The organism is Pseudomonas sp. NPDC087342 (assembly GCF_044744265.1).
Classification (GTDB): domain Bacteria; phylum Pseudomonadota; class Gammaproteobacteria; order Pseudomonadales; family Pseudomonadaceae; genus Aquipseudomonas; species Aquipseudomonas nunensis.
Map to the genome: position 1 here is coordinate 212735 of NZ_JBIUXZ010000001.1, position 26276 is coordinate 239010.

The following is a 26276-nucleotide window of genomic DNA, read 5'->3' on the forward strand; positions in this document are numbered from 1 at the left end:
CCCGTTTTTGGGGGCTAATGGCCATCAAAGGCTTGCTGCTGCTGGTTTCGCCGCGGTTTTGACGGGTTTTTCACATTTCGAAGAAAGCGATAAACGGTCGAGAGGCCTGTATTACAAGGGCTGTAGCGCCTTGAGTGTGTCAGATTTGAGTCAACGTTTTTTTGACGCTTTTCGGAAAAGTCGGGCATTTCTTGCGATTTGATGGCCCGGTGCTAGTGTCAAAAAATGGCCGACAATCTATTGGCCAGATGCCTACCACGAGCAGCGTAAATACTATGATTCGATACTTAAAAGAACTGCTGTTAGTTCTCTATTTGTTCAAGAGTTATGACTATTACCTTGAACGCCTGAATGCGATGGGTATCGGTATTCCGTTGTTGTTATTTGGCGGGATGTTTGTGGTGCTGACGGTGGCACTGTTCATGAGCGCGTACATCCGCCAGACGCTGATTAGACATCTATTCGCTATAACGCTGTTTGTGTCGGCCGTGTTCTTTGACGTTTATACGAAAGTGACCGCCGATTACCTGACTTACAGCAGCTTCGTGTCGTTGGTGTATTCCGGCGGTTTCATCCAGGAAGCGGCGTACCAGTACCGTGACCCGCTGATCAGTGGTGTGCTCAGCGGCTTGTTGCTGCTGTTCGGCATCGGGCTCAAACCCCGTCGGCGGATGCCGTTGCCAGGCGCATTGCTGGTATCGGCGCCGGTGCTCGGGGTGTTGCTGCTCAGTGCGGTGCTGTTCGTGCGGGCCGGTGAGGGCGCCCGGGGTTTGCCGATCATGTACACGCCGCTGGCCTACCTGAACCTGTTTACCTATGAAGCGCTGCACAACACCGTCGGCCCTCGGGAGCCGGTGAAACTGGCGCGCAATGATCAGCCGGTCGGCCATGACATCGTGCTGATCATCGACGAGAGCATTTCCGGCAATTACCTGGACATCAATGCGCCGTTCGGTGTGCACAGCAACCTCAAGGAAGCGCGCCCCGGCGTGGATATCTTCAACTATGGCTACGCGGCATCCATCGCCAATTGCAGCGCCGACACCAACATTACCCTGCGCTACGGCGGCACCCGCGCCGACTACATGCGCATCAACACCACGCTGCCGTCGATCTGGCAGTACGCGAAACAGGCCGGGCTGCGCACCGTCTACATCGACGCCCAGCGCACCGGCGGCAACCTGCAGAACCTGATGACCGATACCGAGAAAAAGGACATCGACGAGTTTGTGCAGTTCGACCAGACCAGCGTGCGCGACCGTGACATGGCGGCGGCGACCAAGTTGATCGAACTGCTGAATGACGGCAAACCGGAACTGGTGGTGATCAACAAAGTGGGCGCGCATTTTCCGGTGCATGACAAATACCCGGACGCCTTCATGGCCTACCGCCCAACGTTGCCACGCGGGCAGTTTGTCGAAGTGGCCGACACCGGCAAGCGTGACGGCTTCAATGGCCAGCCGGACGATTGGGTGCTGTACCGCAACGCCTACAAGAACACGCTGCTGTGGAATGTCGGGGAGTTTTTCGCCCGGGTGTTCGCCCAGGCTGACCTGAGCAATGCGCTGCTGATCTACACCTCGGATCACGGGCAGGATCTGCATGAACGCGGCAACCCCGGACTGAATACCCACTGCGGCGGCGATCCGGTGGAGGAGGAAGGTTTGGTGCCGTTGGTGGTGATTCAGGGCAGTGCCTTGAAGACCCTGGACTGGTCGGCTCAGTTGGCCGCTAACAAGGATCGCTCCAGTCACTACAACATCTTCCCGACGTTGCTGCAGTTGATGGGCTATGACCTGGCGGGGGTTGAGGCGGTGTATGGCAAACCGTTGAACGTGGCGACGGCAGATGAATTCACTTTCAACTACCGCTTCAATGCGCGGCTGGGGGCCAAGCCGGAGTGGAAGCATATTGATCTGAAGAACATCGTTACGCCGGGGCAGGCGGCGACGAGTGTGGCGGCGGGGCAGTGAGGTTTTTATTGGCTTGAGGGCCTCTTCGCGAGCAAGCCCGCTCCCACAGTTGAAATGCATTTCCCTGTGGGAGCGGGCTTGCTCGCGAAGAACGATAACGCGGTGACATGACCATCCATTCAACCCAACGCAATCACCCAAACCGCATTTCCGGCTGAATCACACAAATACACACGCCTCCCATCAGCGCTGAACACCGGACTCTGCAAATACTGCCCCGCCTTGAACCGGCTGACGACCTGCCACGTCCCGGTGTCGATAAACGAGACACTTCGTTCAGCCGCACTGCAACAACACGCCAGGCGGCCGTCCGGGCTGAGGATGAAACCGTGGGGCAGCGCCGGAACGGGCAACAGGTCCACCACGTCATAGCTCGACAGGTCGATCTTCGCGACGACACCTGCGGGCGTGCGATAGGGCACATAGCCAAAATCCCCCGCGGGGTCGAGGGCGAGTTCTTCAAAGGGCTCGGGCAGCGACAGAACCGTGGTGATCTCGCCGCTCGCCGTATCCATGACTTTCAGTTCATGGTGCAGGTAGTCACAGAAAAACAGGCGACCGTCTCGACCGAGGACGGCAGCACTGGTCAATGAACCGGTGTCGAAGCACCCAAGCTGTTTTCCGGCCAGTGGGTCGACGACGCATACCTGCCGATTGGTGTTGATATAAACCCGGTCACCTTCGGCATTGAGCGCAAGCGCATAACCCTCGCTGGCGGCAATTTCGCCAATGATGTTGTGCGTCGCAATATCCACGACCACGACCAGCGGTTTGCCCATTCCGCTCACATAGGCCCGGGTGCCCGAGGGATCAATGACAACGGCCAGCGGTTGGATGGGCAACCGGATGACGGCGCTCACGCGCAGGGCAATCGTGTCGATCAGCGACAGCGTGCTGTCTTCGGTGTTGCACACGTAGGCCACTGAACTCTGGACGGCCAGTGCCAGGCAGTTCGGCTCACGACCGACTTCGATATTCCCGATGACTATCGGCTTGCGCAGGTATCTATCAACAGAGGTATTCATGGCCCTGGCACCTACCCTGTTTAACGTGGTTGCCGCCTTGGCATCAAACACTTCTTGTGTGACGTTATTAGATACCCGCCCCTGATCGACCGCTACTGTAAGAATTAACAGGTAGTCTATGGGCTCAGGCGAGTCCGCTATCCTTGCACCACGCTCATCAATCAGGTTTTCCCATGCTTCAGGTCCAGGGCGTTTTCAAAAGCTACGCCACCCCCCAAGGTCCGCTGCCGGTACTGCAAGGCATCGACCTCACGTTGAAACCCGGCAGCAGCCTCGCGTTGATGGGCGAGTCGGGCAGTGGCAAAAGTACCTTGCTGCACCTGATCGCCGGGCTGGACAAGGTCGATCGCGGCAGCATCAGCAGCGGCGAGCATCGGCTGGAACAGATGAGCGAAGGGCAACTGGCGAACTGGCGGCGCACGGAAATCGGCCTGGTGTTCCAGCAATTCAACCTGATCGGCAGTTTGCGGGTGGAGGACAACCTGGCGTTCCAGGCACGCCTGGCCGGGCGCCACGATGCCCGTTGGCAAGCGCACCTGGTGCGGCGTCTGGGCCTGGGCGATTTGCTGCGGCGTTATCCGGAGCAATTATCCGGCGGCCAACAACAGCGGGTTGCACTCGGCCGCGCCCTGGCTTCGCAACCGAAACTGCTGTTGGCGGACGAGCCCACCGGCAGCCTCGATGAAGCCACCAGCGACGACGTATTGAAGTTGTTGCTGGAACTGCTCGACGACACGCCGACGACCTTGTTGATGGTCACGCACAGCCCGCGAGTTGCTGCGCGCCTGGCGGAAAAAGTGGTGTTGCATCATGGCCGTCTGATCGACGCGGACGCACGCTGAAGTGCGGGTTTTTCGCGAAACCTTGCGCGCGCTGCTGAGCCATTGGCGCCAGCACCCGGTGCAGTTTTTCAGTGTGCTGACCGGGCTGTGGCTGGCGACCAGTCTGCTGACCGGCGTGCAGGCGCTGAACAGTCAGGCGCGGGAAAGCTACGCGCGGGCCAGTCAATTGATCGGCGGCGAACCCCAGGCCAGCCTGAGTGCGCCCGGCGGCGGAGTGTTTTCCCAGCAATTGTTTGTCGAGCTGCGGCAGGCAGGCTGGCCGGTGTCGCCAGTGTTGCAAGGCCGGGTGACGCTCAAGGGCCATGTTGATCAGCGCTTGCAGTTGATGGGCATTGAGCCGGTGTCGCTGCCAGCCGGTTCGGCGGTGGCGGGGCAGGCGCTGGACATAGAACGCATCGTCGAATTTTTCAGCCCGCCGGGCAGTACCTGGATTTCGCCGCAGACCTTGCAAACCTTGGGGTTGCGCGAGGGCGACACACCCGTTTCGGAGAGCGGGCAGACCTTGCCTGCGCTGCACGCCCAGCCCGATATGGCCCCCGGTGTGTTGTTGGTGGACATCGGTTTTGCCCAGCAGATCCTCGGTCTGCCGGATCAGCTTTCGCGTTTACTTCTGCCCAAGGATTTCTCCGCAACCCTGCCCGAACAATTCAAAGGCCAACTCCAACTCAAGACCAGCGGCGAAGAAAACAACCTCGCGCGCCTGACTGAAAGCTTCCACCTGAACCTCGATGCTTTGGGCTTTCTGTCATTCGTGGTCGGCCTGTTTATCGTGCACGCGGCGATTGGCCTGGCGCTGGAACAACGTCGCGGTTTGCTGCGAACCCTGCGCGCCTGCGGGGTCAGTGCGCGGATGCTGATCGCTTGTCTCACCGTCGAACTGGGTGGCCTCGCGTTGATCGGCGGCTTGGCAGGCGTCGCCAGCGGTTATCTGCTGGCCAGCGTATTGCTGCCAGATGTCGCCGCCAGTCTGCGTGGGTTGTACGGCGCCGAAGTGGCGGGGCAGTTGAGTTTGAGTCCGTTGTGGTGGCTCAGCGGGGTCGGCCTGAGCCTGCTCGGTGCGTTACTGGCCGGCGCCAGCAGCTTGTTGCGCGCGGCACGATTGCCATTGTTGGCCCTGGCTAATCCGCAAGCCTGGCATCAGGCCCATGCGCGGTGGTTGCAACGCCAGGGTTGGGTCGCCGCGACGGCTGCGCTGATCGCGCTGCTGGCGTTGATCTGGGGCGACAGCCTGGCCAGCGGTTTTGTGCTGATGGCCGCGCTGCTGCTCGGCGCCGCGCTGGCGCTGCCGGTGTTACTCAACACCGTGCTGAATCTGGTGTTGCACCGCAGTCGCACGGTGCTCGGTCAATGGTTTCTCGCCGATTTCCGCCAGCAACTGCCAGCCCTGAGCCTCGCGCTGATGGCGTTGCTGCTGGCGCTGGCGGCGAACATCGGTGCCGGCAGCATGACCGCCGGTTTCCGCCAGACCTTCAGCGACTGGCTCGAACAACGCCTGACTGCCGAGCTCTACCTCAACCCGCAAAACCCGGCCCAGGCTCGCGAGCTGCACACCTGGCTCAAACAGCAGCCGCAGGTCTCGGCGGTGCTGCCCAGTTGGCAAGTGTCGATCCAACTGCAAGGCTGGCCAGCGGACGTCTACGGCGTGATCGATCACCCGAGTTATCGCCAACACTGGCCGCTGCTGGAAGCGCTGGGCGATAACCCATGGGAGCGTCTGGCCAAGGACGACACCTTGATGCTCAGCGAACAACTGGCGCGGCGTCTGAAAGTGCAACTGGGCGATCACCTGAGCATCCCGACACCCAACGGCTCGTGGTCGCCGCGGGTCGTCGGCATCTACGCCGATTACGGCAATCCCAAGGGCCACGTGCTGGTCAACGTCAACCACCTGCTGCGCGGCTGGCCGCAACTCACGCCGAATCGTTTCAACCTGCGCATCGACCCGGCAGCGATCCCGCCGTTCCTTACCGCACTGCAAAATCGCTTCGCCCTCGACGACAACCGCATTGTCGATCAAGCGCGGCTCAAAGGCTGGTCCACTCAAGTGTTCGAGCGCACCTTTGCCGCCACCGCCGCCCTCAACAGCCTGACCCTCGGCGTCGCCGGTGTGGCGCTGTTCATCAGCCTGTTGACCCAGAGCCAAAGCCGCCTCGGCCAACTCGCGCCGCTGTGGGCGCTGGGCGTGACGCGGCGGCAACTGATGCTGCTCAACCTCGGGCAAACCTGGCTGCTGGCCGTGCTGACGCTGATTCTGGCATTGCCCTTGGGCATCGCGCTGGCGTGGTGCCTGGACACGGTGATCAACGTCCAGGCCTTCGGTTGGCGCCTGCCGTTGCGGGTGTTTCCACTGCAACTGTTGCAGTTGATGGGGCTGGCGCTGCTCGCCACATTACTGGCTTCGGCGTGGCCGCTGTACACGTTGTACCGCACGCAACCGGCGGACCTGCTGAGGACATTTGCCCATGAGGATTAAGGTCGGGCTGCTGATTCTGGCGTTGCTGAGCGGCTGCGATAACCCGGCGCAGGAGCAAAAGGGCTTTGCCGGCCTCGGCGGTCAGGCTGCGGCGTTTACCCCGGTGGTGCCTGGTCGCGCGTTCAGCTTTCCGGCAGATCATGGACCGCACGATGGATTTCGCATCGAGTGGTGGTACGTCACCGCCAATCTCAAGGACGAACAAGGGCAAGAGTTTGGCGTGCAATGGACGTTGTTTCGCAGTGCGTTGAAAGCCACGCCCGAGGTGGCCGGTTGGGGCAATCAGACGATCTGGCTCGGGCACGCGGCGGTCACCTCTGCCACCACGCATCACGCCGCTGAACGCTACGCCCGGGGTGGCGTGGGTCAGGCCGGGGTGAGCGTGGCGCCGTTCAAGGCGTGGATCGATGATTGGCGCTTCAGCGGTCCGTTGATGGACATGCAACTCAGCGCGCGGGACAAGGGTTTCAGCTATCAACTGCGGCTGGTGTCGTCGCGCCCATTGGTGCTGCAAGGCGATAAAGGCTTCAGTCAGAAATCTGAACAGGGCCAGGCGTCGTACTACTACAGTCAGCCGTTTTTCCAGGCTAACGGCTCTTTGGAAATCGATGGCAAAACCTACACGGTCAGCGGTCCCGCATGGCTAGATCGCGAGTGGAGCAGCCAACCCCTGACCGCCAACCAGAGCGGCTGGGACTGGTTTTCCCTGCACCTGGACGGCGGCGAACAGGTGATGCTCTACCGCATGCGGCAAAAGGACGGCGCGCCTTACCTCACCGGCACCTGGATCGACGCACAGGGTCAGACGCAGCTTTTACATGGCGATGACATCAGCCTCACGCCTGGGGATACCGCCAAAGTCGCCGGACGTTCGATGCCGGTGCGCTGGTCGATTAAAATCCCCGGCAAACACCTCGACATCACCACCACCGCGTTGAATCCCAATGCGTGGATGAATTTGCGCATTCCCTATTGGGAAGGGCCGGTGCGGTTGAGCGGTAGTCATGCGGGGCAGGGGTATCTGGAAATGACCGGGTATTGAGTCGGAACTCTCGACGGAACGGCGTCCTCATACGTTATGAAGCCCGTTCAATGGAGCCCGTCATGAGCGACGACCTCAAACCCCCAGACCTCGCCACCTGGCAACGTTTGTTCGACGACAAAGCCTACTGGCAGCAGTCCCCCGACGCCCATTACAGCGAACTGCTGCGGGTGGCCGACGACTTGCTGGGGCAGGGCGCCATCGACCTCGAACAATGGCAAACCCTGAAAGCCAAGGCTGAGCAATCCCACCGGGATTCGCCCGCCGTCAATGTCGCTCGCGAAGTCGACGACCCCGAAGCCTGAGGACACTGCGATGAAACCGATCACCGAATCCGAACACCCCGACGAACCCCGGCCACCCGGTGAAACAGAGCGCGACAACGACGCCCTGCGCCCCACCGATCCGAACACACGCAAGGAAAACAGCAAGGGCACCGACAGCGGCGAATCCACCGCGCAAGAAACCGCCAACACTCCCTGAACAGCGTCTATGCTCATTGGCACGCACGGAGCGGACCCTTGATCCAGAGCCGTGCGCTGCCATCAATCACAGGGAATGTACTGCTTATGAAATTCAACGCACTGGCCCAAGCCATCACCCTCGCTACCCTCCTGTCCGCCGCCAGCCTCAGCGCCATCGCTGCCGACATTCCACTGTCCGCCGCCGTAGAAGCCGATCAAGTCACCACCAAAGTCCTGGCCGTCGACGCCGCCAAGCACCAGGTGGTCCTGGAAGGCGCCGAAGGTCGTCAAGTTCATGTACAACTTAGCGACAAGGCCAAAGACCTCGGCAACCTGAAAGTCGGCGATAAAGTTAACGTCGAAGTGACACATTCAGTGGCCGCCTACCTCGACACTGATGTCGACAAAGGCCTGCCAGGCTCCACCGAACGCACCGGCGACATCCGCGCCACCAAAGACAACCCCAACCCTGGCGGCGAAGCCTTCCGCCAGGTGCAAGTGCAGCTGAAAATCACCAAAATCGACACCAAGAAAAACCAGGTCACCTTCGAAAACCCGGCAGGCCAATCGAAAACCGTCGACGTGTTGAGACCTGAAGTTCAAGAAAAACTGAAGGATCTGAAAGTCGGGCAGAGTGTTGTCGTGACTTACACCGATATCTTGAAAGTGACAACTCAACACGAAAGCTGAGTATTGGCTCTATCTAGAGTGATTATTCTTGTACAGATTTTTGTATAGGAATAATCGCTTTATGTTCGAGTTGGTGAGTTTGATGTATGTAAGTTTGATCTCGATAAATATCCAATGAAGTTGTGTGCGTAAATTTCATGTTCATGTATGCGGACATATTCATCGACTTCTATTAAAATACTTTTCGTTCGCCCAGTGTCAGGGCTCTTTACCGGTGCATGGATTGCCAGGCCATTACACTGGGCGAACACCTTCTTTCAAGTGAATACGTTAAGATACGCGGCATTTTTCAACTCAAGGAAGAAAACGGCTGCCGCCGTTCTGATACGGATGAAACCACTTTCCCTCTACCACCCGGTCCTCTACTGGCTGCGCGTGTGGCAAAAACGACTGTTCCGCCAACTGTCCTGGCGCTTCTCCCGCAAGCCTTACGCCTTGTTGTTGAACACCGACTCCCGGTTGCCGTTCCGTTACCTCAAACACACTTCAAAACTGATTCGCAAACTCGGCGATTCCGATATTGCACTGCAACACAACAAAGTCATTAACCTGAAACTGGCCGTGGCCTCTGTGGATGGCGTGGTCATTCACCCTGGCGAGTACTTCTCCTTCTGCCGACTGGTGCGTCGACCGACGCGTAAACGCGGGTATGTCGAAGGCATGGAACTGTCCTTCGGTGAAGCTCGCACGGGCGTCGGTGGCGGAATCTGCCAACTGAGCAACCTGATTCACTGGATGGCCATTCACTCGCCGTTGGTGGTGGTTGAGCGCTCCAACCACAGCTTCGATCCGTTTCCTGATGAGGGGCGAGTACTGCCATTCGGCTCCGGGGCAGCGATTTTTTATAACTATGTTGATCTGGTTTTGCATAACCCGACGGATCGTTGTTTTCAGTTGAAATTGAAGGTGGGTGAGCAACAGTTGGAAGGCGAGTTGTTGTGTGAGCGAGTAAGGGAGTTTCGGTATCACGTTTATCAACGTGAACATCGATTTTTGCGGGAGGGCGGGCGAGTATTTCGGGAGAATGAGATATGGCGGGATGTAAGGACCAAGGGGCAGGAGAGTCAGTTGGTGCGCAGTGAACGGCTTTACAAAAATCGGGTAGTGGTGAAGTACGCAGTGGATGATGCGTTAGTTGAAATGCCGGTCGAAATATAAAGAACGGGCGATCATAATATCGCCCGTTTTTGTACTTTGGATTTAGAGGGACTTAGACCTCTTTTCTCCAACCGGAAAAGGTGATGGCTGTTCCTTCATCCTCTTTGTCCCTGATGTCGATTTTGTAGGTGCCGCCGCCAGCAACGCCGTCAATCCGTGCCTTTTCATCATTCGCTTGTAACACGGCGCCTTTTGCTTGCTGCTGGTAAAACTTCAAAACATCGGCGAACGGCATATAGGTCTGCAACATGACCTCGAAATCATGTTGGGGCCGGCCGTCAATCTGGTCGAACATACCCTCCATCGGTGCACCTTTGATGCCCGGTGAAATGTAAGCCCCATCGACACCGGCGCCCGACAGAAAGGAATTCACCGGAAGCAGTGGGAGCATCGCTTTCGGAAAGTCAGAAGGCAATTGCGAGGTATTCCAGGACGGTTTTTTCGGGTCAGTGGTGATGTATTCGACCGAGCCGATCTTCTGCGCCTTGGCGCGTGTTTCGGGATCTTCACTTTCAGCCCAATACGCTACCAATGGCGGCAACTGCTTGCTCCAGACAATGATCGGATCTGCGTCGCTCTTTTTCGCGCCTTTGGCCTGGAAAATCGTCAACACGGTTTCGGGACCCGGGTTGCAGGACAACGTCTCTGTAGGTGATTTGACGGTGCAATGCCCATTGACCAGTCCAACGGCGATCAACTGACCCTTCTCGTCCAACAACAGAGCGCCGCGCTCGTCGCCGTGATTGCCGTCATCCATGGCGGTCAGCATCTTGCGTCCGGCAGGCACACCTTCCTCAAACGTCGAGAACTCCGAATCCAGGGCATCGAGTATCTGCGACACGATCAAACTGCCATCGAGGGTGTAACTGCCGGTGGCGTAACCGATGAAATCAACCAGCGCCGCACGTATCGCCGGATCTTCATTGAGCTGAGGTGGCCGCGCATCAGCGGGCGCATTGGAGAGCAGCAGCACGGTGGTGCCGTCGGCGCGTTTTTCTGAGTGAAGGGATAATGCGGCGGCATCAAGGGAAACGGACAACGCCAAAAGCAGGGCGAGGGGGCGTGCGATGGTAAACAAGGGACATTCCTTTGCTGGGTGGTGATCCGGTTTTACTCGCCGACGGCAATGCGTCTAGCGTAAAGGAGGGTATTCAACCTGTGTGGCCGTCAAAAAGCCAGATTAAACATTGGGTAGCCTTATCGGGCTCGCCCATGTCGGTACAAAAGGATCGGTTGCCAGTCATCGGAGAATAGGCTGAAGCCGGCATCCCATTTTGGGGTTAGATGTTTATTCCTGAGTTCCAGATTAAACAGGTTATGGATGCGCGGAGGAGGGCTGATTGATTGGGTATTATGTTCACTAGCCCATCCTTCGCCATAGCTGTCCCTATTTTGCCCATTTGTTTAGCGGTAATGCATTCATGTTGGTCAGGAATTGCTCCTTTGCTTCTCCAAGCTTCATGCGGTTTGGGCCACTGTACCTATTGATATCGTTGACACCATTATCCTCCCAAGAGCAAAGACCGCAAATATCATAGTTTGATCTTGACGGTAGTGTGCGAAAACCACAGCAGGGGCAGGCTTCCAGTCGTTCAACATCCCCATCGACCTCATACCCACTCATGCCCATTTTGTGCAACAGCCCTGTTATATATGCATTCGTCACGCCTTTGTATTCGCAGGAAAGGGCAACGATAACCAGCTCGTCATACAATTTATTCTGAGTGTCAGTCGGCAGTTCTTCGTTTGCTAGCAGTTGATGTTGTAATTCTTTTGATAATAGAGAAAATTCAAGATCATTTTCGTTGATTCCCCACCAGTTTAATATGCAGGACTCACGTGCGTCATGAGTTAGGGTGCTAAATGCTTCCTTAATTAATATTTTTATTGCCGTGTTTCTATGTATATTTGTCATGCCAATGGCCTCGGCTACCAGTAATGAAACGCGCTAAGTAGCTAGAGACGCGACTAGGTGTTTGTCGGGTATAACGATGTTTTTTGCGCAATGAAATCGGACCCAATGCAATCACTGTCTTCGGAGTACTGCGGACACGCTACATCTCGAAGCGTAGATAATTCCCATCCGGTGTTTGCGGTCCAGATAGCGGCGATGTTTGTTGAGTCCATTGTTTGAATCTCATTAGTCCGGCACGTCAAAAAAGGGAACAGATGTAGTTCTCGCGATTAAGGCGGGCAACTCTGGCATTGAGGAGGCTCGCTGTGCAACTCATATAAGGTAAACTGCGCGGCCTTTTTTGCCGATGCCACGCTACGTTGAAAAGACGCGGCTCGGCAGATTGATATGGATATCAGAAGATGAAAAGACTGAGTCGACGCCAACGTTTTTGGCTCTGTATGCCCCTGTTCTGCGCCGGGCTGTGGGCCGCGTCGCAGTGGTGGGAAAAGGGATTGGCGAAACCAGTCGGCGCCCCTGACATCAGCCCCAACGGGTGTTATCGGGTTCAGCAGTTTCAACCTTTCTGGCTCTTGCCCTGGTTTTTGCACCCAATGGCCTTCCCGGACCCGGAGGCAGAAGTCTATTGGTTCGCACGCTGGGAAATTCCGGCTTTTTTTCGCCTGTACGATCATCGCAACGGCCAACTGATTGGCGAAAGCGAAATCTACGACCTGGTCAATGCTGGCGGGCCTCTGGATTGGGGTGGCCGAACCTACCCCACGGTGTCGGCGGCCATGATCGAGATCGGCCCCAATCTGCCTGATTGCATAGGTGATCAACCGGACTAATCGCCGAGAAACGGACGACAGGTAAGCCTGTTGGCCTTGCTCAAACATGCAACAATCCGCCGCCGCGCACCTGTGAGGTGCCGGCGGCAATGTTTTCCCCCAATCTTAAGGATCAAGATGAGCTCCTCCCGCGCAAATATCATTGGCATGAAAGTCCACTGCAACGCCTGTGAAAAGGAATTTCCCATCGGCAAGAAACAGCAGACGCTGTTGCGCGAAGACCACCCCATTGCGTGCAAGGGCTGCAAGGCCGAACTGGTGATATCGGCCGTGGAAAAGCAGCGCTTCCTGGGTTTCGACAACCCTGCCAAACCCATGATGCTGGCCATGATGCTCAGTGGCTTGCTATCGGTGTGTGTGTTCGGCGGTACTTTTCTCGGTTTCCTGAAGTCCGACACCCTGGTGCTGGTGGCCGTGGTGGTGCTGATCGGCAGTAACCTGATATTGGGGCCGATGATCAGAAGTGCGACCAAGCCCCTGATGGTCAATCTTGATCCCAAAGGCACGCCAGTTGCCGTTTGATTTTTGGCTTGCCAGCCTGCCGAGGCGGGCTGGCAATAAGAGCAAAAGGTTTTTGCAATAAGTTGTCGTCTGGCGCTACCAGGACAGCGCTTGTGCGATCTGATTTGCCTCATTCCTGGTTTGCTCACCGCCCATGATTGGCGCCCGTAGCAACGACCGTTCACCCTCGCGGTCGACGATCCAGAACGCCATCTTTATGGGCGTTTTGCGCTGGACGCCAGCAACGAAGTCGTCGGATATGGCACCTTCATCGCCAGGCAGCTTCGTAACATCGAACTCCCATTTCTGGCCGGTGGCTTGCGACTTAGCGGGCTCGGCGGACTTGGGCGAAAACTTCGTTCTGCGCACATCTCCGGCTTGCAGTCCGAGCGTTTCCGACATGAACGAACGCAGTATTGATTCAAGCTTTTCGTCCGATGTCTGGGCCGAGCCCACGGTGAGGCCAAGTTGTGCGCCTGTTTGCAGATTTTCGTAATAGAAACGATATTCCGTACCCAATCTCAGGCGGTAGTCGCCCACGCGCAGGGGTAGATGTATGCCTATCGAGCTGTTAACCAGCGCATTTTCATCCTTCGGCACTATCCAGCCGAGCGTAGCATCGCTTTTCTGCCATTCGACGAGCGTCCGGTTCAGGGCCACGGCCTCCTGAGTTCTGCCTTGGCGGTAGGCGATATCAGCGGCGTAATCCAGCGCAGTGCTATAGAGAAGTTGATTGGTAAAACCGTACTCCCAGGCAGACACGGCCAAACCCAATGAGCGGCGCGCAGCATCCAGCGCGCCGTGACGGTACTGCGACACGCCGATAAGTGTCTGCACGCGCGCCACTTCCTCCGGGAAAATGGCGTCGGGCAACGCCTGTTCCGCCAGTTCCGCAGCCTTGGACTCGCCGCCCGGAAGCTCCCAGGTTGAATCCATGTCTTGGGTCTGCTCGGCCATAGTGCGTTCGCGGAACAGCGGTGGTGCGCTTTGCCATTTCAGCGCAGCGAACAACTTTTGCATCTGCTCAACGGCCAGGGCCTTGTCCCGCGATTTGAACACCACATCGATGTCCATGCGCCAGTCGCCGCGAAGCGCCGTCCAACGAATATTGGTGCATTGCTCGCCGTCACACTCCTCTTGCCTCCCCAGTTTGACGGAAGCCAGGTCGGCGAAGGGGAGGTCAGGCATCGCCGATGCAACCGCCCGAACTTCACGCTGTTCCTGATAGGGTTTGAACCAATCCTGGCGTTGCGTTGCCGTGTATTTGCGTTGAGCTTCGTCATAAGCCAGCGAAATCTCGGCGCTCAGGCGGCCGTTTGCCAACTCCTGCGTATAGAGTAGGAGGGTGGTGGCATCGCGTTTTTCTGCGGGCTCAAACTTCGCCAGTTTCCACTGCCCCAGCAGGAGTGGCATCGAGAAGTCAGCCAATTCGTAACGCAAGCGCGGCTCGTCCGGCGACAAGCGCCACAGACCGGGATAGGGACTGACGGCCGCAAAAAGCTTTTCCTCCAGGCGTACGACCTCGGCTCTTTCACCCGCCATCATGCTTGCCTCGATGGCCAGGCCCAGCATGTTCGTGATGCGCGGGTCGCGCCTGTTAGTCGACCTGACAGAGACTGCTTGCCGCTCCCAATACGCTATCTGCTCTTCGGCGGCGATCCGGGCCTCTTCGTATCTCTTCTGCTGGTGCAGCAGATTGACGAGCAACACGCCCGCCTCGAGGTCCGTGAAATCCATGGCGCCGCCCTTGCGCCCCGCCTCCATGGCCGCCCGGGCGGCAACCGTGGCCTCTGCCAGTGAATTTTCACTGCTCAGGCGTTGTGCCTCGTGCATCAGTTGCGCGGAACTGGGTGCCTGCGCTTTTGCCTGATTCGCCGGCACTGCCCAGGCGGTGGGGCAGGTCGATAGCAGGATGGCGGCAAAGAGGGCGCAGTTTCGGCGTCGTATCGGGTTCTTCATGGTTGACTCTCTGGCACATGTCTAATGGGCGTACCGCACAGACACGTAAAAATGCGCTGCTGGCGTGAGGGCGCCTCGCAATCGGAATGGACCCTAAGGTCTCAGAGGGGCGAGCTGTATTCACTGAGGCCGCTTGACCACCCAGTTTTTTATCGCGGGGTCGATTGGCTGCTCCGCTTCAACCTCTGCCGGGGTTTGACTGAGCTCCATGCCGTTTCCACAGAACGCAGTGAACACATTCCCGTTGAAACGGTAGAGCTCGACACTCGTTACGGTCTCACAGGCATCGCTGGCCACTACTTTTCGTGCGAGTTTTACCCGAGACGACTGATAGGTGTCGTACCAGTCCTTGAAATATGCTTTGGATCGGGCAGCTGATGCGCCAGGGCTCAGGATATTGCTGGCAATCCTGGCATCCAGGGGACTCGCTAGGAGACTCGAATAAGGCTGGATATCCTGGGGGCTGACAGCATAAATACGCGCGTCCCCTCTTTTAATGTTGAGTTTAACCACCTGCAACTGAGCGTTTTCTGGATAAACTTTATAAACCACATCCAAAAGCCTCAGAAATGGACCGTGTGATTCGTTGCCCGCGTAAATGAACTTCTCGCCAAGCTTCAGATTGAAGCGCGCGACTATCGAGTCGATTCGATCGAGCCGCTTCTGTTCCTCCAAGCCACTTTCCGTGATGGCGACAGGATTCAGGTTCTTCAGGTTCTCGGGTAATGGGGAGATCTGGACCTGGATGTCTGCATGTGCGCTAAAGATGGCCGCTGCTATGACCAAGGGAATAATGGGTTTCAACATGCTTACTGCTCCTTGTAGGGGAATCGTCCGAGTTGCGCTGTGTAGCCGTCTAGAGAAAATAAATCTGTCTGCTTAACGTTTCACCGCGATGAACTTCATCAAAGTCATCGGCCTTCGGCGTCGCCTGAATGTCTTTGTCTTCGAGCGCGATAGTAAACCTCAGTACTCTGTGTGGGAACGATCCTCGCCATTAAAACGCACGCTTTGCGTTGCCAAGGGTATCTGTAATGGGCGCATAGAAATGTTGAGCGTTATTTTAGCGGCAGATTTAGACAGAATATTTCATATGTTCCATTTAGAAATGCAGTTAGCCTAATGAACGCTAGTGCAATCATGCCTTGTATTCATGAATGGAGTATTATGGGTCAAAGCTTTGATTGTCCAAGACATTTGGACTGCTCCTGCAACTGGTGTGTATTCGATGACGTTTTTGCCGGGTATTGAATTACTCATTTTGTTTTCTACCACTCCCAACTGTTTTCTGTGTATATAGCGGTACTGGGGAGTAGTTTTTTAATCGTGATCAAGTATTGGTCAAGTGAGTTTTTGTTTGGGAGCCGAGCCTCAAATCCGAGAGTGGGATCAGTTCGGTGCACGATGACCATAAGCCGTTTATGGTCTATTGTCACAAAGTTATATTCATTCCATGGAGTACTTTTTCTAGTATGTACTTCATTTTTCCAGCCCAGTAGGAAGCAGGCGGAGCCGAGTGCTATAGCCACAGGTCCAACAAGGAACAGAAGTGAGCCTGTACAAAGGGCTACTCCAATGAAAAATAATATAATTAGTATAGGGGTGATCTTAAAGAACAAATTGGTGAAATCTGGATAATATAAAAAGTATTCTAGAAATCCTGCGTCTTTGTTTATAATATATTTAAAGACGGTTTTTTGTCGTGCTCCTAATAATATTGAGTATGCCGCAAATATAGCAAGAGTTGCCCCGGCTGCAATGATAGTGCTGATGTTTTCTTTAAGGTTTCCCCACGTTAGCCATAGCACATATAAAAAAATAAAAAAGAAAGCGGCGACAATATAAATTTGTGCCTGAGTCGTTTTTTTGGGTGAGGCCGCGATCGTAGTGGTTGAACATTCCATAATCGTGGTACTTGTAGGAGGTGATGTTGGGGTACTATCAGCCATTTGATACTCGGTTTTTTCAGAAGGATGTGGCTGGCTTTCATGGTTTTTCTGAAGCATCATGTATTCCTCACTTCGCCATTGCAAGAATCAACGCATCGTTACGGTTGGTTTTTTACCTCTAGTTGAAAGGTACTCAGATCGTCAGTTTTGGTATTGCATTTCTTGTCGAGTTCTAACTGGTACAGATAATCCCTGTCATCAGCACCTGGCTTTAAAGCTTTTGATGGATACCAAATCTACAGTTCAACGAAATCTGCATTCTCATTTATAGACACCCATGTTTGCCAAATAATATCTTCTCCGGTCAGTGGCAATGATGTAAACCAAAAGAGGGTAGATAGAATAGATGTATAAATCATCAGTGATCGTTGATGTGTCCACCCTTTGGCATGCATGGAATATATCATAGATTGTGAATGTACGGCCGAGCTTAGATATTTTTTTGTATCCATGTTTTTTCTGGAGAAGAGGGGCTGTGCATGCCGTTACCGCTTCAGTTGTTTATCGGCCAAGTTATAACCGCTTGATCTGGCCGCTGCAAAGGAAGGCAGACTTTTACGCCGCTTGTTGATACTGCTTGTATGTGATGGTCTATAAGTTCGATCAGGCTAAAGGGATTTGTTTCTGTGAAAGTAATAAACCATAGTAGCGTGTTTGATTGTTTATCGAATGCCGAAATAAATCCATCCCCACCATATGCGTCACATTCCCCACCACAGATTTTAATATTTTCGTCTTCAAAAGTGACCAGTGTTCCCAAACCCTCGGAAATTTCACATTGCGACTCAAGGTCTAATGCAGGTAGCCATACTTTATTTTCAAGATTTGGAGAATCTGTGAATACGTCGAACAAGCAATAAAACCCATTGCTGATGCTTATGGAATTGAATCTAGGGTATTGTTCGTTTGTAAAGCTGCTTTGAATGTGTTTTGAGTCTTCGCTATACGGCATTTATTTTACCTTTTTGGTATTGGGCCTTTCTCTATGATTTTACGAAAAAAGATGTGGGTTTATTTTAGAGTCTAGGAGATAAGTTTGTCCATTTTGTTTGATCGGAAGGGGGAAGATTTATTTTTATTGCGAAAAACAAATTTATCGCCTCCTTTTCGACTACATTGTACCGGGCGTTTGTATTACAAAATCAGGTGGCGGACTCGGGCTCTCGAGTACGCGATCTCCGGTAAAGAAAATAAAATAAATTTGTCTCATTTTTTATATTTGATTTAACCGCGATGAATATTGTCGTAATCGTCTGCCTTCGGCGTTGAGTGAATGCTTTTTGCCTCTTGATCGCGATAGTAAGATTCTATGCTCAGTACGGGATCGATTCTAGCCTTTAAAATACACGTTTGGTTTTGCCAAGGATACTGCAAGTTTCTCTCCATCATGGCCGGCCGCTCAGTGCGATCCCAAACTTTATATTTAGTATCACGCCAACGGCGTGGGGGGCGTTTGGACAGCTTATCTTGAGCCTCAGTGGTCGGATCAAGATGACGGAATTGTTCAAGGATTGGTAATTCTGGCAATGGCTGACTTACATCCATATACCGCTGTAATGTATCCCAGAACGCCAAGCATTCTTCACGACTCATTCCCAGCGATTGAATCTTGCCTCCAAGAAATATCTCAAAGTCGCTATAGCGATGGTGCAACCAGATGGTCATGCCGCTATTGCCGTGAGAACCTGGTCGCATTTCCATGGTCGCATCGAACTCATAAAACGGTGCCGTGAAGGCAGGGCGAAAGCGGCGAGCTACGTTGATCATACCTGTTTGCCTATTGAATTCGCTTCCGTCATGTTGGAATACACGCAGATAATAACTGCTTAAGCAATCCCAGCCGACTAGCCCCATGAACACAGCAGCGCTCATCGAAATGCTCAACCATAGTATGGAAGTGCCATTTTGAGCAGTTTTAAAGTTTAGAATGCATGATGTGAGAGCTGTTAAGAAACCAATGGTCACTAAACATAAATATGCTTTATATCGAGGTTGATCTCTCCACATCAACCATGCGCTGAGTCCAAACGAAATTAATATCGTTGCTGCTATTAATAGTCCGAAAATCATAGAGACACCCACACCCTTAGATGCGGATATCTGGTCAAATAATTTGGAAAATGCTCCAGTTATTGAAAGACCCCACAGTATCCATGGGGAAAATACGATGGACCACCATTTAAGGAACGGCAGGAGCGTTGAAAATATATTGGAGGTTTCGAAGCTCCAGCGCTGATGATTAACGTAGCAATCGGAGTTGTTATCTCGGTTCGATGCATTATGCATTCCTATTTGCATTTGGGCGCCGACATCTTGCCAAGGTTGAAGATTGGCATAGTTCCCCCAGAGCAACGTCGTCCGGAAAACGCCTGAGCGGGTAGAGTTCTCGCGTTTTAGGTGCGCAGGTTGAAGCGGAATTTTGCCGCTGTTGAATGCGGCCGGGCCATAGTTAAGTGGTTCAGAATTTAAAGCATTCATATTTTCGCAAAATCTCTCTGCTCTATCATCCAGTAGTGTACGTTTCCGGCACCATCATTGTTTGCTGGCTCAGGGCTGGGGTAAGGCACCCAGGCGCTAGGTTTATAAAAAATGGGATGATTTATTTTTACGCGATCGCCTGTGAAGAGAATGCTAAGAAAATAAAACAGTCCCTTTTGAGCGTATACGCTCAACCGCGATGAACATCATCAAAGTCATCAGCCTTCGGCGTCGCCTGTATGCCTTTAGCTTCTTGAGCGCGGTAGTAAGTTTCGATGCTCAGCGACGGATCAATGCGAGCCTTGATGATGCAGGGCTGTTTTTGCCAAGAGTATTGCTCCAACTGTTGCGTCAGCTGCTTGAGGCCTGTTGCCAGCCAACCCTTTTCCAACTGGTCGCGCCAGCGTCGTGGGTTACGGCCTGTTTTGACGTCGTGGGCGACAGTGACCGGGTCGAGGTGACGACTTTGTTCCAGTACTGGCAGGTCCGGCAACGGTTGCGTGACATCCATATAACGTTGCAGGCAATCCCAGAAGGCCAGTGCATTCACCTGGTCGAGGCCCAAGGCGTGGACCTTGGTGGCCAGACAAATCTTGTTGTCGGTGTAGCGGTGGTGCAGCCACAGGGCATAGTCATGGGAACCATAACCGCTGGGCAGCAGTTGCAACACTGGGTCGAACTCTTCAAAAGGCGCAACGAAGAGACGACGGAAACGGCGTTTGAAGCGAAGCATGCCGTCTATGCGGTTGAATTCGCTGCCGTCGTGGGTGGTGATTTTGCTGTGGAGCCAGAGTAGGGCGTCGAAACCTATGGCTCCCATGAAGTAGAGGAAAGAGCCGGCCCAGAAGGCAGTCTGAATTTCATCGCTACCCCACAGTGAGCCTTTCTGAGAGTAGACAATGACGGCGAAAATACATAAACCAAAAATTTGGATGTGATGAACAATTCTTTTTCCGTTCATGTAAAGGGCAAGCGAAGTAATCATCAGAGCGACGACCAGTGCTGAAGAAAGTAAAACCAGGAATGCATTAACATCTTTGCGTCCAGTTTCAGGAACGAAATTAATTATAATTCCCGCTCCCCATGGAACCCATATGAAGAAGAAACACATGAGTTTGCAAATTAAAAATAAGTGGGGGAATTTGCTCGAGTTTTGAAAGCGCCAGCGTCTGGCATCGCAATATACGTCTTTCTTTTCCCCTAGCTCCTGCTGTCGTTGATAAACCGATTGCTCTTCACCTTGAAGCTGGGTGGTAACCTCCATCGCTGGTTCCAGATTGGCGTAGTGACCAAAGGCGAGATGGGTGTCAAAGCTCCCTGAACGATTGGCATCTTCCGCCCATTTCGGCGGTGGCAAAGGTTGATGACTGTTGCTGCGATAAGCACTGGCAGCGTATGGGGTATCCATTTGTACGGTCATATGGAGAACTCAGTGGTTTCGACTTACAATGGGGTGGGGCGATATCCCGCTGCAGGTTTTTCGATGGCAAACGATGGCTGGCCAAGATAGCGGCGGAACAGCTTTTGGGTCTTGGATGCAAAAGGGGTCGGATTTATTTTTTTGCGCGATCTCTTGCTAGGCGAGTGCTAAGAAAAAAATCTGTCCCTGTTGTGCTCAAAATAAACAGGTCTTCTTAATACTCACGATGACTCCGGCTCTTGCGTTTTTTTGTCGTTTAAATTTACGCTGAAGTACTCCATGAAATCTTTCCCTTGAGAAAAGAATTTTTCGATTTTATCACTCTGATCTTTCAATTCTCTACTCGGTTTTGCCCATTGTTCGGGTGATAAAGGTTTAGACCACTCAGTAATAGATTTAGGTAGAGATTTCATGCTGTAACGATGGTCCCATTCCGCGACCCAATATGGAAGTCTCCACCAAGTGATTATATGAGATAGATACCACAGCCCAACACTTAGCACGGAGCGTTCGTTGTGTCTGTATTCCTCAAGCATGTTTGCTTGCTCTTTATCAAATGTATGACGGCCTTCGTAAGGTGCTTTGCCAGGGCAGTATAACGGCCCCTTCTCCATGTAAAGACGGATTGCTTCCCACTTACCCAAACCATGAGCTGGTGTCGGTACTCCCTGGGTTACCATATGTACTGTATCGGCTTTTTGGTTGTCGAATGCCATGCCAAAGGTGTAAGTGCTAATTATTCCTACGCCATTTACGCCAGTGCTTATAGAGAGCCAGGATACCAACTCTTCCCAAGGTTGGATTACGGGCTCATCAGATCCATCTGCAAAAAAGCAGACCTCGCGGCGTTGCCGATGGAAGCGGATCGGGCGAGAGCGTGTTTTAGTGCGCGTGGTACTGATAACAACATAGAGCCCCAATAGGCCTGTTCCTGCCGCCGCCCAAGCGCCGATGGTTGCACCAGGGAAAAAAAACTCCATGAATACTTGTGAAAATGTTCTGCCGTAGGGATCACCGAAACTCATCAGTCCGGCAATAAAGGGGCCCACTAACAAACTTACAATTAGTATAAGCATACCACTGGCGATCATAACTCTGGTTTGGAAAGCCTTGTTGAAATTACTGCTACCTACATCGAGATACGTTTCATTGACATCCAGAAAACTTCCCCCCAAGTCCATGGGGGTTTGGCCGGTAGGAACAGGCAACGGCGAAAAGAAAACTGCTTCACCAGTGAGAAAACGTCGTAATTCACCAGCGGTAGGGCGCTGATGTTTTAGATTAAACTCATCGTGTTGTGTTGATTTGGATTGCATGAAGTTTAACCTTAAGTGGTGAGCTAGGCTGCTACAGGAAGTCGCTGTTAACCAGCAGCCATGGGGCATCGGTGTTACGCGATTTTAAAACAGAAACCGCTGGAAGCAGCTTGCCATTCTGCGGGTGGTTGTTTATCGACTGCAGGGCTACCACAGGCATCGCTGGCCACTACTTTTCGTGCGTGTCTTGGGTGGCTCCGCCAACGTGGGGTAATGCCTTTTTTGGGAACAAAGAATACTTCGCGACGCTGCCGATTGAAGTGTATAGGAGGTTGATTGCTTACCTGGCGAATTGCAAAGAAAAACACGCATAGGTAGAGAGCAGCAAGCGCCTCCATAAACCCGCAGACGGCAATGCTTCGTCTTATCCATGATCCGAAACCCCTTGTGAAAAATATAAAAATCAGCAGGAACATCACCGCCCCGATTCCGGCTCGAGTCATAAACTCAAAGTTTCCTCGAGATATGGAAAAGTCTAAGATCACGTCATCGGCGTAGTGGTGCAACTGGCGAGCACTGAAAGGTTGCACTCCAGTTGGTACTGGCTTTGGTGATAAATAGATTGTCTCAGTGCCTGATTCTGTCTCGATATCACCTGCGCGGGGAAGCCAGTCGTATCTATTTTCCAAGGGTATTACTCGTCAAGTGGCGGATTCAGACTTTTGAGTCGGTTCGGCAAACTTCACCTTGAAGTAATCCAGCAGGTTTTGGCCTTTGGCAAAGGCCTTCCGTATTTCGGTGCTTTGCCTGATCAGTTCTTCACTAGGCATAGCATGTTGTTCAGAGGGAAGAGATTGTGACCATTTTTGAACTTCTTTGGGGAAGCCCGCCTTGGTGCGCTTATTGACCCAGCTTGAAATGTAGCATGGCAATGTCCAGCCGCTAAGAAACTGTATAGTTAAAAATCCCCAAACGTAACGTACAAAGGAATATTCTGCGCGATAGCTCCGGCGACACAGATGAAAGAACTCCACTGTGCCTTCTTCAAGTTCGTCCGATTCATCGGTTGGAAGGGCAGATATGCCATCCTCCATATAAGCGCGAATTGCCTCCCACTCAGAAATGGCAAGACTTAAATTTCCGCTCGGAATAACAGACCACAATACGCTGCCGGAGTTAGCATCACGTAATCCAATCATCAGCTTGTATTCTGTCGTCGCCGCATATTGGGTAATAAGTGTTCCAGCTGACACGCAGGCAACAACATCTTCCCACTTCGCGTAGAGGGGAGTATCACCTTTTTTTGGTATAAATACGACCTCTCGGCGTTGCCTGTTGAAACGAATGGGAGGATGTATGGATACCTGTCGGGCGGCTTGTGTAAAATAATAAAGATATGTCGTCGCGATGGCAGCAATGATTAACCAGATCACTGGGTTGAAGAAAAAATTTGACCATCCACTTAGGAAGGGCTCAGCGTTACGTCTTAGATAGGAGGCAAATCCAGAAAAAAAGAATAACAAAGTAATAATAAACGTTATTGATCCGATTCCTGTTCTTGCAAGAAATTCAAAATTTCCTTGCCCGATAGAGAAGTCTAAGAATGCTTCATTGGAATGGCGGTGTAACTGGCGAGCACTAATGGGTGGCATGCCTGTAGGTACTGGCTTGGGTGATAAGTATACTATCTCAACACCAGACTCCTTTTCGAAATCTCCAGCGTGCGGTAATCTCTCATATGTATTCTTAGACATGCAGGTTCTCCGGCTTGATGTCGATCCATTTAGGCCTGCCCGAGGATTTACCTTTGATAGGGTTGTTGCATTCCGAAAGGCGTGATGAAATAGTACCAAAAGAGGACGGATTTGTTTTTTGCGATCCCATGCCAAGAGAATGCCAGCGGGGTAGACTAAGTTCTTTATATGCTATAAACGGTTTGGTCTGTCCTCGTTTGCCCTTAGTGTTACGGCGCAGGTGATGAACACTAATAGGGGGTGTTTGTAAGTGCTGGCTTGGAGAAAAGTGCGAAACTTGAAATCCGACTCTCTCTCGGAGTCTCCGGTATGTGGTGATCGTTAGTATCATATCTTGCGACTCATACTTCGCCAAACTTAATTTTGAAGTAGTCTAAAAAATTCTGCCCTTTTGAAAATCCATCTCGGATCTTGATACTTTCCTTAATCAACTCATCACTAGGTAGTGCCTGTTCTTTAATTAGAAGTGGCAGCGACCAGTCCAGCACTTCCCGTGAAAAGCCTGCCTTAGGACGATTATTGATCCATGCGGCGAGATGACAAGGTATCGTCCAGCCACTAAAAAACTGAATTATCACAAATCCCCAGACATACCGAAGAAGTGAGTGATGAGCGCGATACCCGTTTCTACACATGTGAAAGTAGGCGACTGAGCCTGCTTCACATTCATCTGATTGCGCTATAGGCAGGGCTTGCGGTCCATCTTCCATATAGACACGTATTGCCTCCCATTCAGCGATAGCCTGGTTGAAATTTCCACTTGGAACACTGACCCAGAGTATATCTCCATTTTTTGTCTCACGTAGCCCAATCATTAACTTGAATTCAGGGATTACAGCATATTGGGTTATAAGTTTGCTAGTCGATACACTCGCGATTACTTCTTCCCACCTTACGTAACGTGGAGGCATACCTTTTTTTGGAACAAAGACCACTTCGCGACGCTGCCGATTGAAGCGTATAGGAGGTTGATTGCTTACCTGGCGAATTGCAAAGAAAAACACGCATAGGTAGAGAGCGGCAAGCGCCCCCACAAATCCCCATACGGCAATGCTTGTAAAGAAATCAAGCCAACTGCTCCAAAATGGCTCTATATCTCGTCTTATCCATGATCCGAAACCCGTTGTGAAAAATAGAAAAATCAGTAGGAACATTACCGCCCCGATTCCTGCTCGCGCCATAAACTCAAAGCTTCCTCGAGATATGGCGAAGTCTAAGATCACGTCATCGGCGTAGCGGTGCAACTGGCGAGCACTGAAAGGTTGCACTCCAGTTGGTACTGGCTTTGGTGATAAATAGATTGTCTCAGTGCCTGATTCTCTCTCGATATCACCTGCGCGGGGCAGTCGGTCGTATCTATTTTCCAAAAGTATTACTCGTCAAGTGGCGGATTCAGACTTTTGAGTCGGTTCGGCAAACTTCACCTTGAAGTAATCCAGCAGGTTTTGGCCTTTGGCAAAAGCCTCCCGTATTTCGGTGCTTTCCCGGAGCAGTTCTTCACTAGGCATAGCGTGTTGTTCAGTGGGAAGAGATTGTGACCATTTTTGAACTTCTTTGGGGAAACCCGCCTTGGTGCGGTTATTGACCCAGCCGGAAATGTAGCATGGCAATGTCCAACCGCTAAGAAACTGAATCATCAAGAAGCCAGCAACGTAACGGAAAAACGAGTGATCCGAATGATACCCCTTACGACGCATGTGGAAGTAAGCGACCGTACCCTCTTCAAACTCCTCTGGTTGAGGTGGTGGCAGAGCTGAGGGGCCTTCTTCCATATAGCTGCGGATGGCCTCCCATTCGGAGACAGCCTCATCGAGATTTCCACTAGGCACGGAGACCCAAAGTACATCCCCATTGTTGGCATCGCGCAGTCCCATCATAAGCTTGAACTCGGGCATGACTGCGTATTGGGTGATGAGCCTGCCTACGGAGATGCATGCGATGACACTTTCCCAAGCGACATAGCGAGTTTCCGCACCTCTATAAGGTACGTATACAACTTCCCGACGCTGACGATTAAAACGAATTGGAGGATTATTGCTGACCTGCCGGACTGCGTAGAAAAATATGCAAAGGTACATGACGGTTAGAAATCCGAGAAATCCCCAAACCACCGAGCTCATGAAAAGATTACTGAAACCGCTTAAAAAAGGCTGGTGATGTGTGCGTAGCCACGCGCCAAAAACGGAAGCCCAGAAAAAGAAGACCAACATACAAATTACCGAGCCAATGGCTCCCCTTGCCATAAACGCGAAGGCTCCACGAGTTAGGGCAAAGTCGAGATAAACCTCATTCGCGTCACGATGCAATTGTCGACTGCTGAAAGCAGGAAGTCCTGTCGGTAACGGTTTAGGTGATATATAGATAATCTCAGTGCCGGACTTTTTTCAAAGTCTCCAGCATGAGGAAGGCGGTCATGTTTGTCTTTAAGCATCTAAATGGTCCGGCTTAATTTCAGTCCAATTAAAGACAAAAAAGGGGGCGCCAAAAAAAGGCAGATTTTATTTTCGAGTGTAGAAAATAAATTTGCCCCACTTCTTGTATAGTTTG

Annotated in this window: 25 protein-coding genes; 11 read left to right on the top strand and 14 right to left on the bottom strand. The window is 52.7% G+C overall.

Features of this window, described 5'->3' with window-relative positions:
* Positions 1-275 precede the first annotated feature (275 nt).
* Positions 276-1973, top strand: a complete 1698-nt coding sequence (locus ACIOYV_RS00995; RefSeq protein WP_401320043.1) for a sulfatase-like hydrolase/transferase — start codon at positions 276-278, stop codon at positions 1971-1973.
* Between the two features lie 119 nt (positions 1974-2092).
* Here ACIOYV_RS00995 and ACIOYV_RS01000 read toward each other — a convergent pair whose 3' ends face one another.
* Positions 2093-2998 carry a YncE family protein gene (locus ACIOYV_RS01000; RefSeq protein ID WP_401320050.1) on the bottom strand — a complete coding sequence of 302 codons (906 nt, stop codon included), beginning with the start codon at positions 2996-2998 and terminating at the stop codon, positions 2093-2095.
* A 173-nt stretch (positions 2999-3171) separates the two neighbouring features.
* Between ACIOYV_RS01000 and ACIOYV_RS01005 the strand changes: the two genes are divergently transcribed.
* The 7 genes from ACIOYV_RS01005 to ACIOYV_RS01035 all read left to right on the top strand — a co-directional run bounded on the left by ACIOYV_RS01005 (position 3172) and on the right by ACIOYV_RS01035 (position 9667).
* Positions 3172-3840 carry an ABC transporter ATP-binding protein gene (locus ACIOYV_RS01005; RefSeq protein ID WP_401320053.1) on the top strand — a complete coding sequence of 223 codons (669 nt, stop codon included), beginning with the start codon at positions 3172-3174 and terminating at the stop codon, positions 3838-3840.
* 1 nt (position 3841) lies between these two features.
* Complete coding sequence (locus ACIOYV_RS01010) at positions 3842-6313, top strand: FtsX-like permease family protein (protein ID WP_401320055.1); 2472 nt, start codon at positions 3842-3844, stop codon at positions 6311-6313.
* The gene (locus ACIOYV_RS01015; protein ID WP_401320058.1) at positions 6303-7355 is read left to right on the top strand and encodes a lipocalin-like domain-containing protein; all 1053 of its coding nucleotides are present in this window, start codon (positions 6303-6305) and stop codon (positions 7353-7355) included. Before ACIOYV_RS01010 ends, ACIOYV_RS01015 begins: the two co-directional genes overlap by 11 nt.
* Positions 7356-7417: 62 nt before the next feature.
* Positions 7418-7660 (top strand): hypothetical protein, encoded by a 243-nt coding sequence (locus tag ACIOYV_RS01020; RefSeq protein ID WP_054051018.1) that lies wholly within the window; start codon positions 7418-7420, stop codon positions 7658-7660.
* Positions 7661-7670: 10 nt separating this feature from the next.
* The gene (locus ACIOYV_RS01025) at positions 7671-7838 is read left to right on the top strand and encodes a hypothetical protein (RefSeq protein ID WP_401320061.1); all 168 of its coding nucleotides are present in this window, start codon (positions 7671-7673) and stop codon (positions 7836-7838) included.
* Between the two features lie 86 nt (positions 7839-7924).
* The gene (locus ACIOYV_RS01030) at positions 7925-8509 is read left to right on the top strand and encodes a hypothetical protein (protein WP_401320064.1); all 585 of its coding nucleotides are present in this window, start codon (positions 7925-7927) and stop codon (positions 8507-8509) included.
* A gap of 330 nt (positions 8510-8839) precedes the next feature.
* Positions 8840-9667, top strand: a complete 828-nt coding sequence (locus ACIOYV_RS01035) for a VanW family protein (RefSeq protein ID WP_401322538.1) — start codon at positions 8840-8842, stop codon at positions 9665-9667.
* 52 nt (positions 9668-9719) lie between these two features.
* Here the strand turns inward: ACIOYV_RS01035 and ACIOYV_RS01040 are convergent, their stop codons facing one another.
* Entirely contained in the window at positions 9720-10745 is a 1026-nt protein-coding gene (locus tag ACIOYV_RS01040; RefSeq protein ID WP_054051024.1) for a hypothetical protein, read from the bottom strand.
* Positions 10746-11054: 309 nt separating this feature from the next.
* Complete coding sequence (locus tag ACIOYV_RS01045; RefSeq protein ID WP_401320066.1) at positions 11055-11582, bottom strand: CPCC family cysteine-rich protein; 528 nt, start codon at positions 11580-11582, stop codon at positions 11055-11057.
* Positions 11583-11983: 401 nt separating this feature from the next.
* Between ACIOYV_RS01045 and ACIOYV_RS01050 the strand changes: the two genes are divergently transcribed.
* Both ACIOYV_RS01050 and ACIOYV_RS01055 read left to right on the top strand, forming a co-directional pair.
* Positions 11984-12412, top strand: a complete 429-nt coding sequence (locus ACIOYV_RS01050) for a hypothetical protein (RefSeq protein WP_401320069.1) — start codon at positions 11984-11986, stop codon at positions 12410-12412.
* Between the two features lie 117 nt (positions 12413-12529).
* Complete coding sequence (locus ACIOYV_RS01055; RefSeq protein ID WP_401320070.1) at positions 12530-12934, top strand: hypothetical protein; 405 nt, start codon at positions 12530-12532, stop codon at positions 12932-12934.
* A gap of 75 nt (positions 12935-13009) precedes the next feature.
* On the opposite strand, the gene ACIOYV_RS01060 is transcribed toward ACIOYV_RS01055, so the two are convergent.
* Positions 13010-14872 carry a hypothetical protein gene (locus ACIOYV_RS01060; RefSeq protein WP_401320073.1) on the bottom strand — a complete coding sequence of 621 codons (1863 nt, stop codon included), beginning with the start codon at positions 14870-14872 and terminating at the stop codon, positions 13010-13012.
* A gap of 120 nt (positions 14873-14992) precedes the next feature.
* Entirely contained in the window at positions 14993-15679 is a 687-nt protein-coding gene (locus ACIOYV_RS01065; protein ID WP_401320075.1) for a hypothetical protein, read from the bottom strand.
* Between the two features lie 88 nt (positions 15680-15767).
* On the opposite strand from ACIOYV_RS01065, the gene ACIOYV_RS01070 reads away from it, so the two are divergent.
* A complete protein-coding gene (locus ACIOYV_RS01070) occupies positions 15768-15995 on the top strand; it encodes a hypothetical protein (protein ID WP_401320077.1) in 228 nt (75 codons plus the stop codon).
* A 145-nt stretch (positions 15996-16140) separates the two neighbouring features.
* Here the strand turns inward: ACIOYV_RS01070 and ACIOYV_RS01075 are convergent, their stop codons facing one another.
* From ACIOYV_RS01075 to ACIOYV_RS01115, 9 genes are all read right to left on the bottom strand, one after another.
* Entirely contained in the window at positions 16141-16881 is a 741-nt protein-coding gene (locus ACIOYV_RS01075; protein WP_401320080.1) for a permease, read from the bottom strand.
* 433 nt (positions 16882-17314) lie between these two features.
* Positions 17315-17773, bottom strand: a complete 459-nt coding sequence (locus ACIOYV_RS01080; protein WP_401320081.1) for a hypothetical protein — start codon at positions 17771-17773, stop codon at positions 17315-17317.
* Positions 17774-18045: 272 nt separating this feature from the next.
* The gene (locus tag ACIOYV_RS01085; protein WP_401320084.1) at positions 18046-19299 is read right to left on the bottom strand and encodes a hypothetical protein; all 1254 of its coding nucleotides are present in this window, start codon (positions 19297-19299) and stop codon (positions 18046-18048) included.
* A gap of 190 nt (positions 19300-19489) precedes the next feature.
* Complete coding sequence (locus ACIOYV_RS01090) at positions 19490-20119, bottom strand: hypothetical protein (protein ID WP_401322541.1); 630 nt, start codon at positions 20117-20119, stop codon at positions 19490-19492.
* 821 nt (positions 20120-20940) lie between these two features.
* A complete protein-coding gene (locus ACIOYV_RS01095; RefSeq protein WP_401320086.1) occupies positions 20941-22035 on the bottom strand; it encodes a hypothetical protein in 1095 nt (364 codons plus the stop codon).
* A 74-nt stretch (positions 22036-22109) separates the two neighbouring features.
* Positions 22110-22664: a hypothetical protein gene (locus tag ACIOYV_RS01100; protein ID WP_401320088.1), complete on the bottom strand. Its 555-nt coding sequence runs from the start codon at positions 22662-22664 to the stop codon at positions 22110-22112.
* A gap of 12 nt (positions 22665-22676) precedes the next feature.
* Positions 22677-23729: a DUF6708 domain-containing protein gene (locus ACIOYV_RS01105; protein WP_401320091.1), complete on the bottom strand. Its 1053-nt coding sequence runs from the start codon at positions 23727-23729 to the stop codon at positions 22677-22679.
* A gap of 341 nt (positions 23730-24070) precedes the next feature.
* The gene (locus tag ACIOYV_RS01110) at positions 24071-25096 is read right to left on the bottom strand and encodes a hypothetical protein (RefSeq protein WP_401320093.1); all 1026 of its coding nucleotides are present in this window, start codon (positions 25094-25096) and stop codon (positions 24071-24073) included.
* 12 nt (positions 25097-25108) lie between these two features.
* A complete protein-coding gene (locus tag ACIOYV_RS01115) occupies positions 25109-25939 on the bottom strand; it encodes a DUF6708 domain-containing protein (RefSeq protein WP_401320096.1) in 831 nt (276 codons plus the stop codon).
* Between the last annotated feature and the right edge of the window lie 337 nt (positions 25940-26276).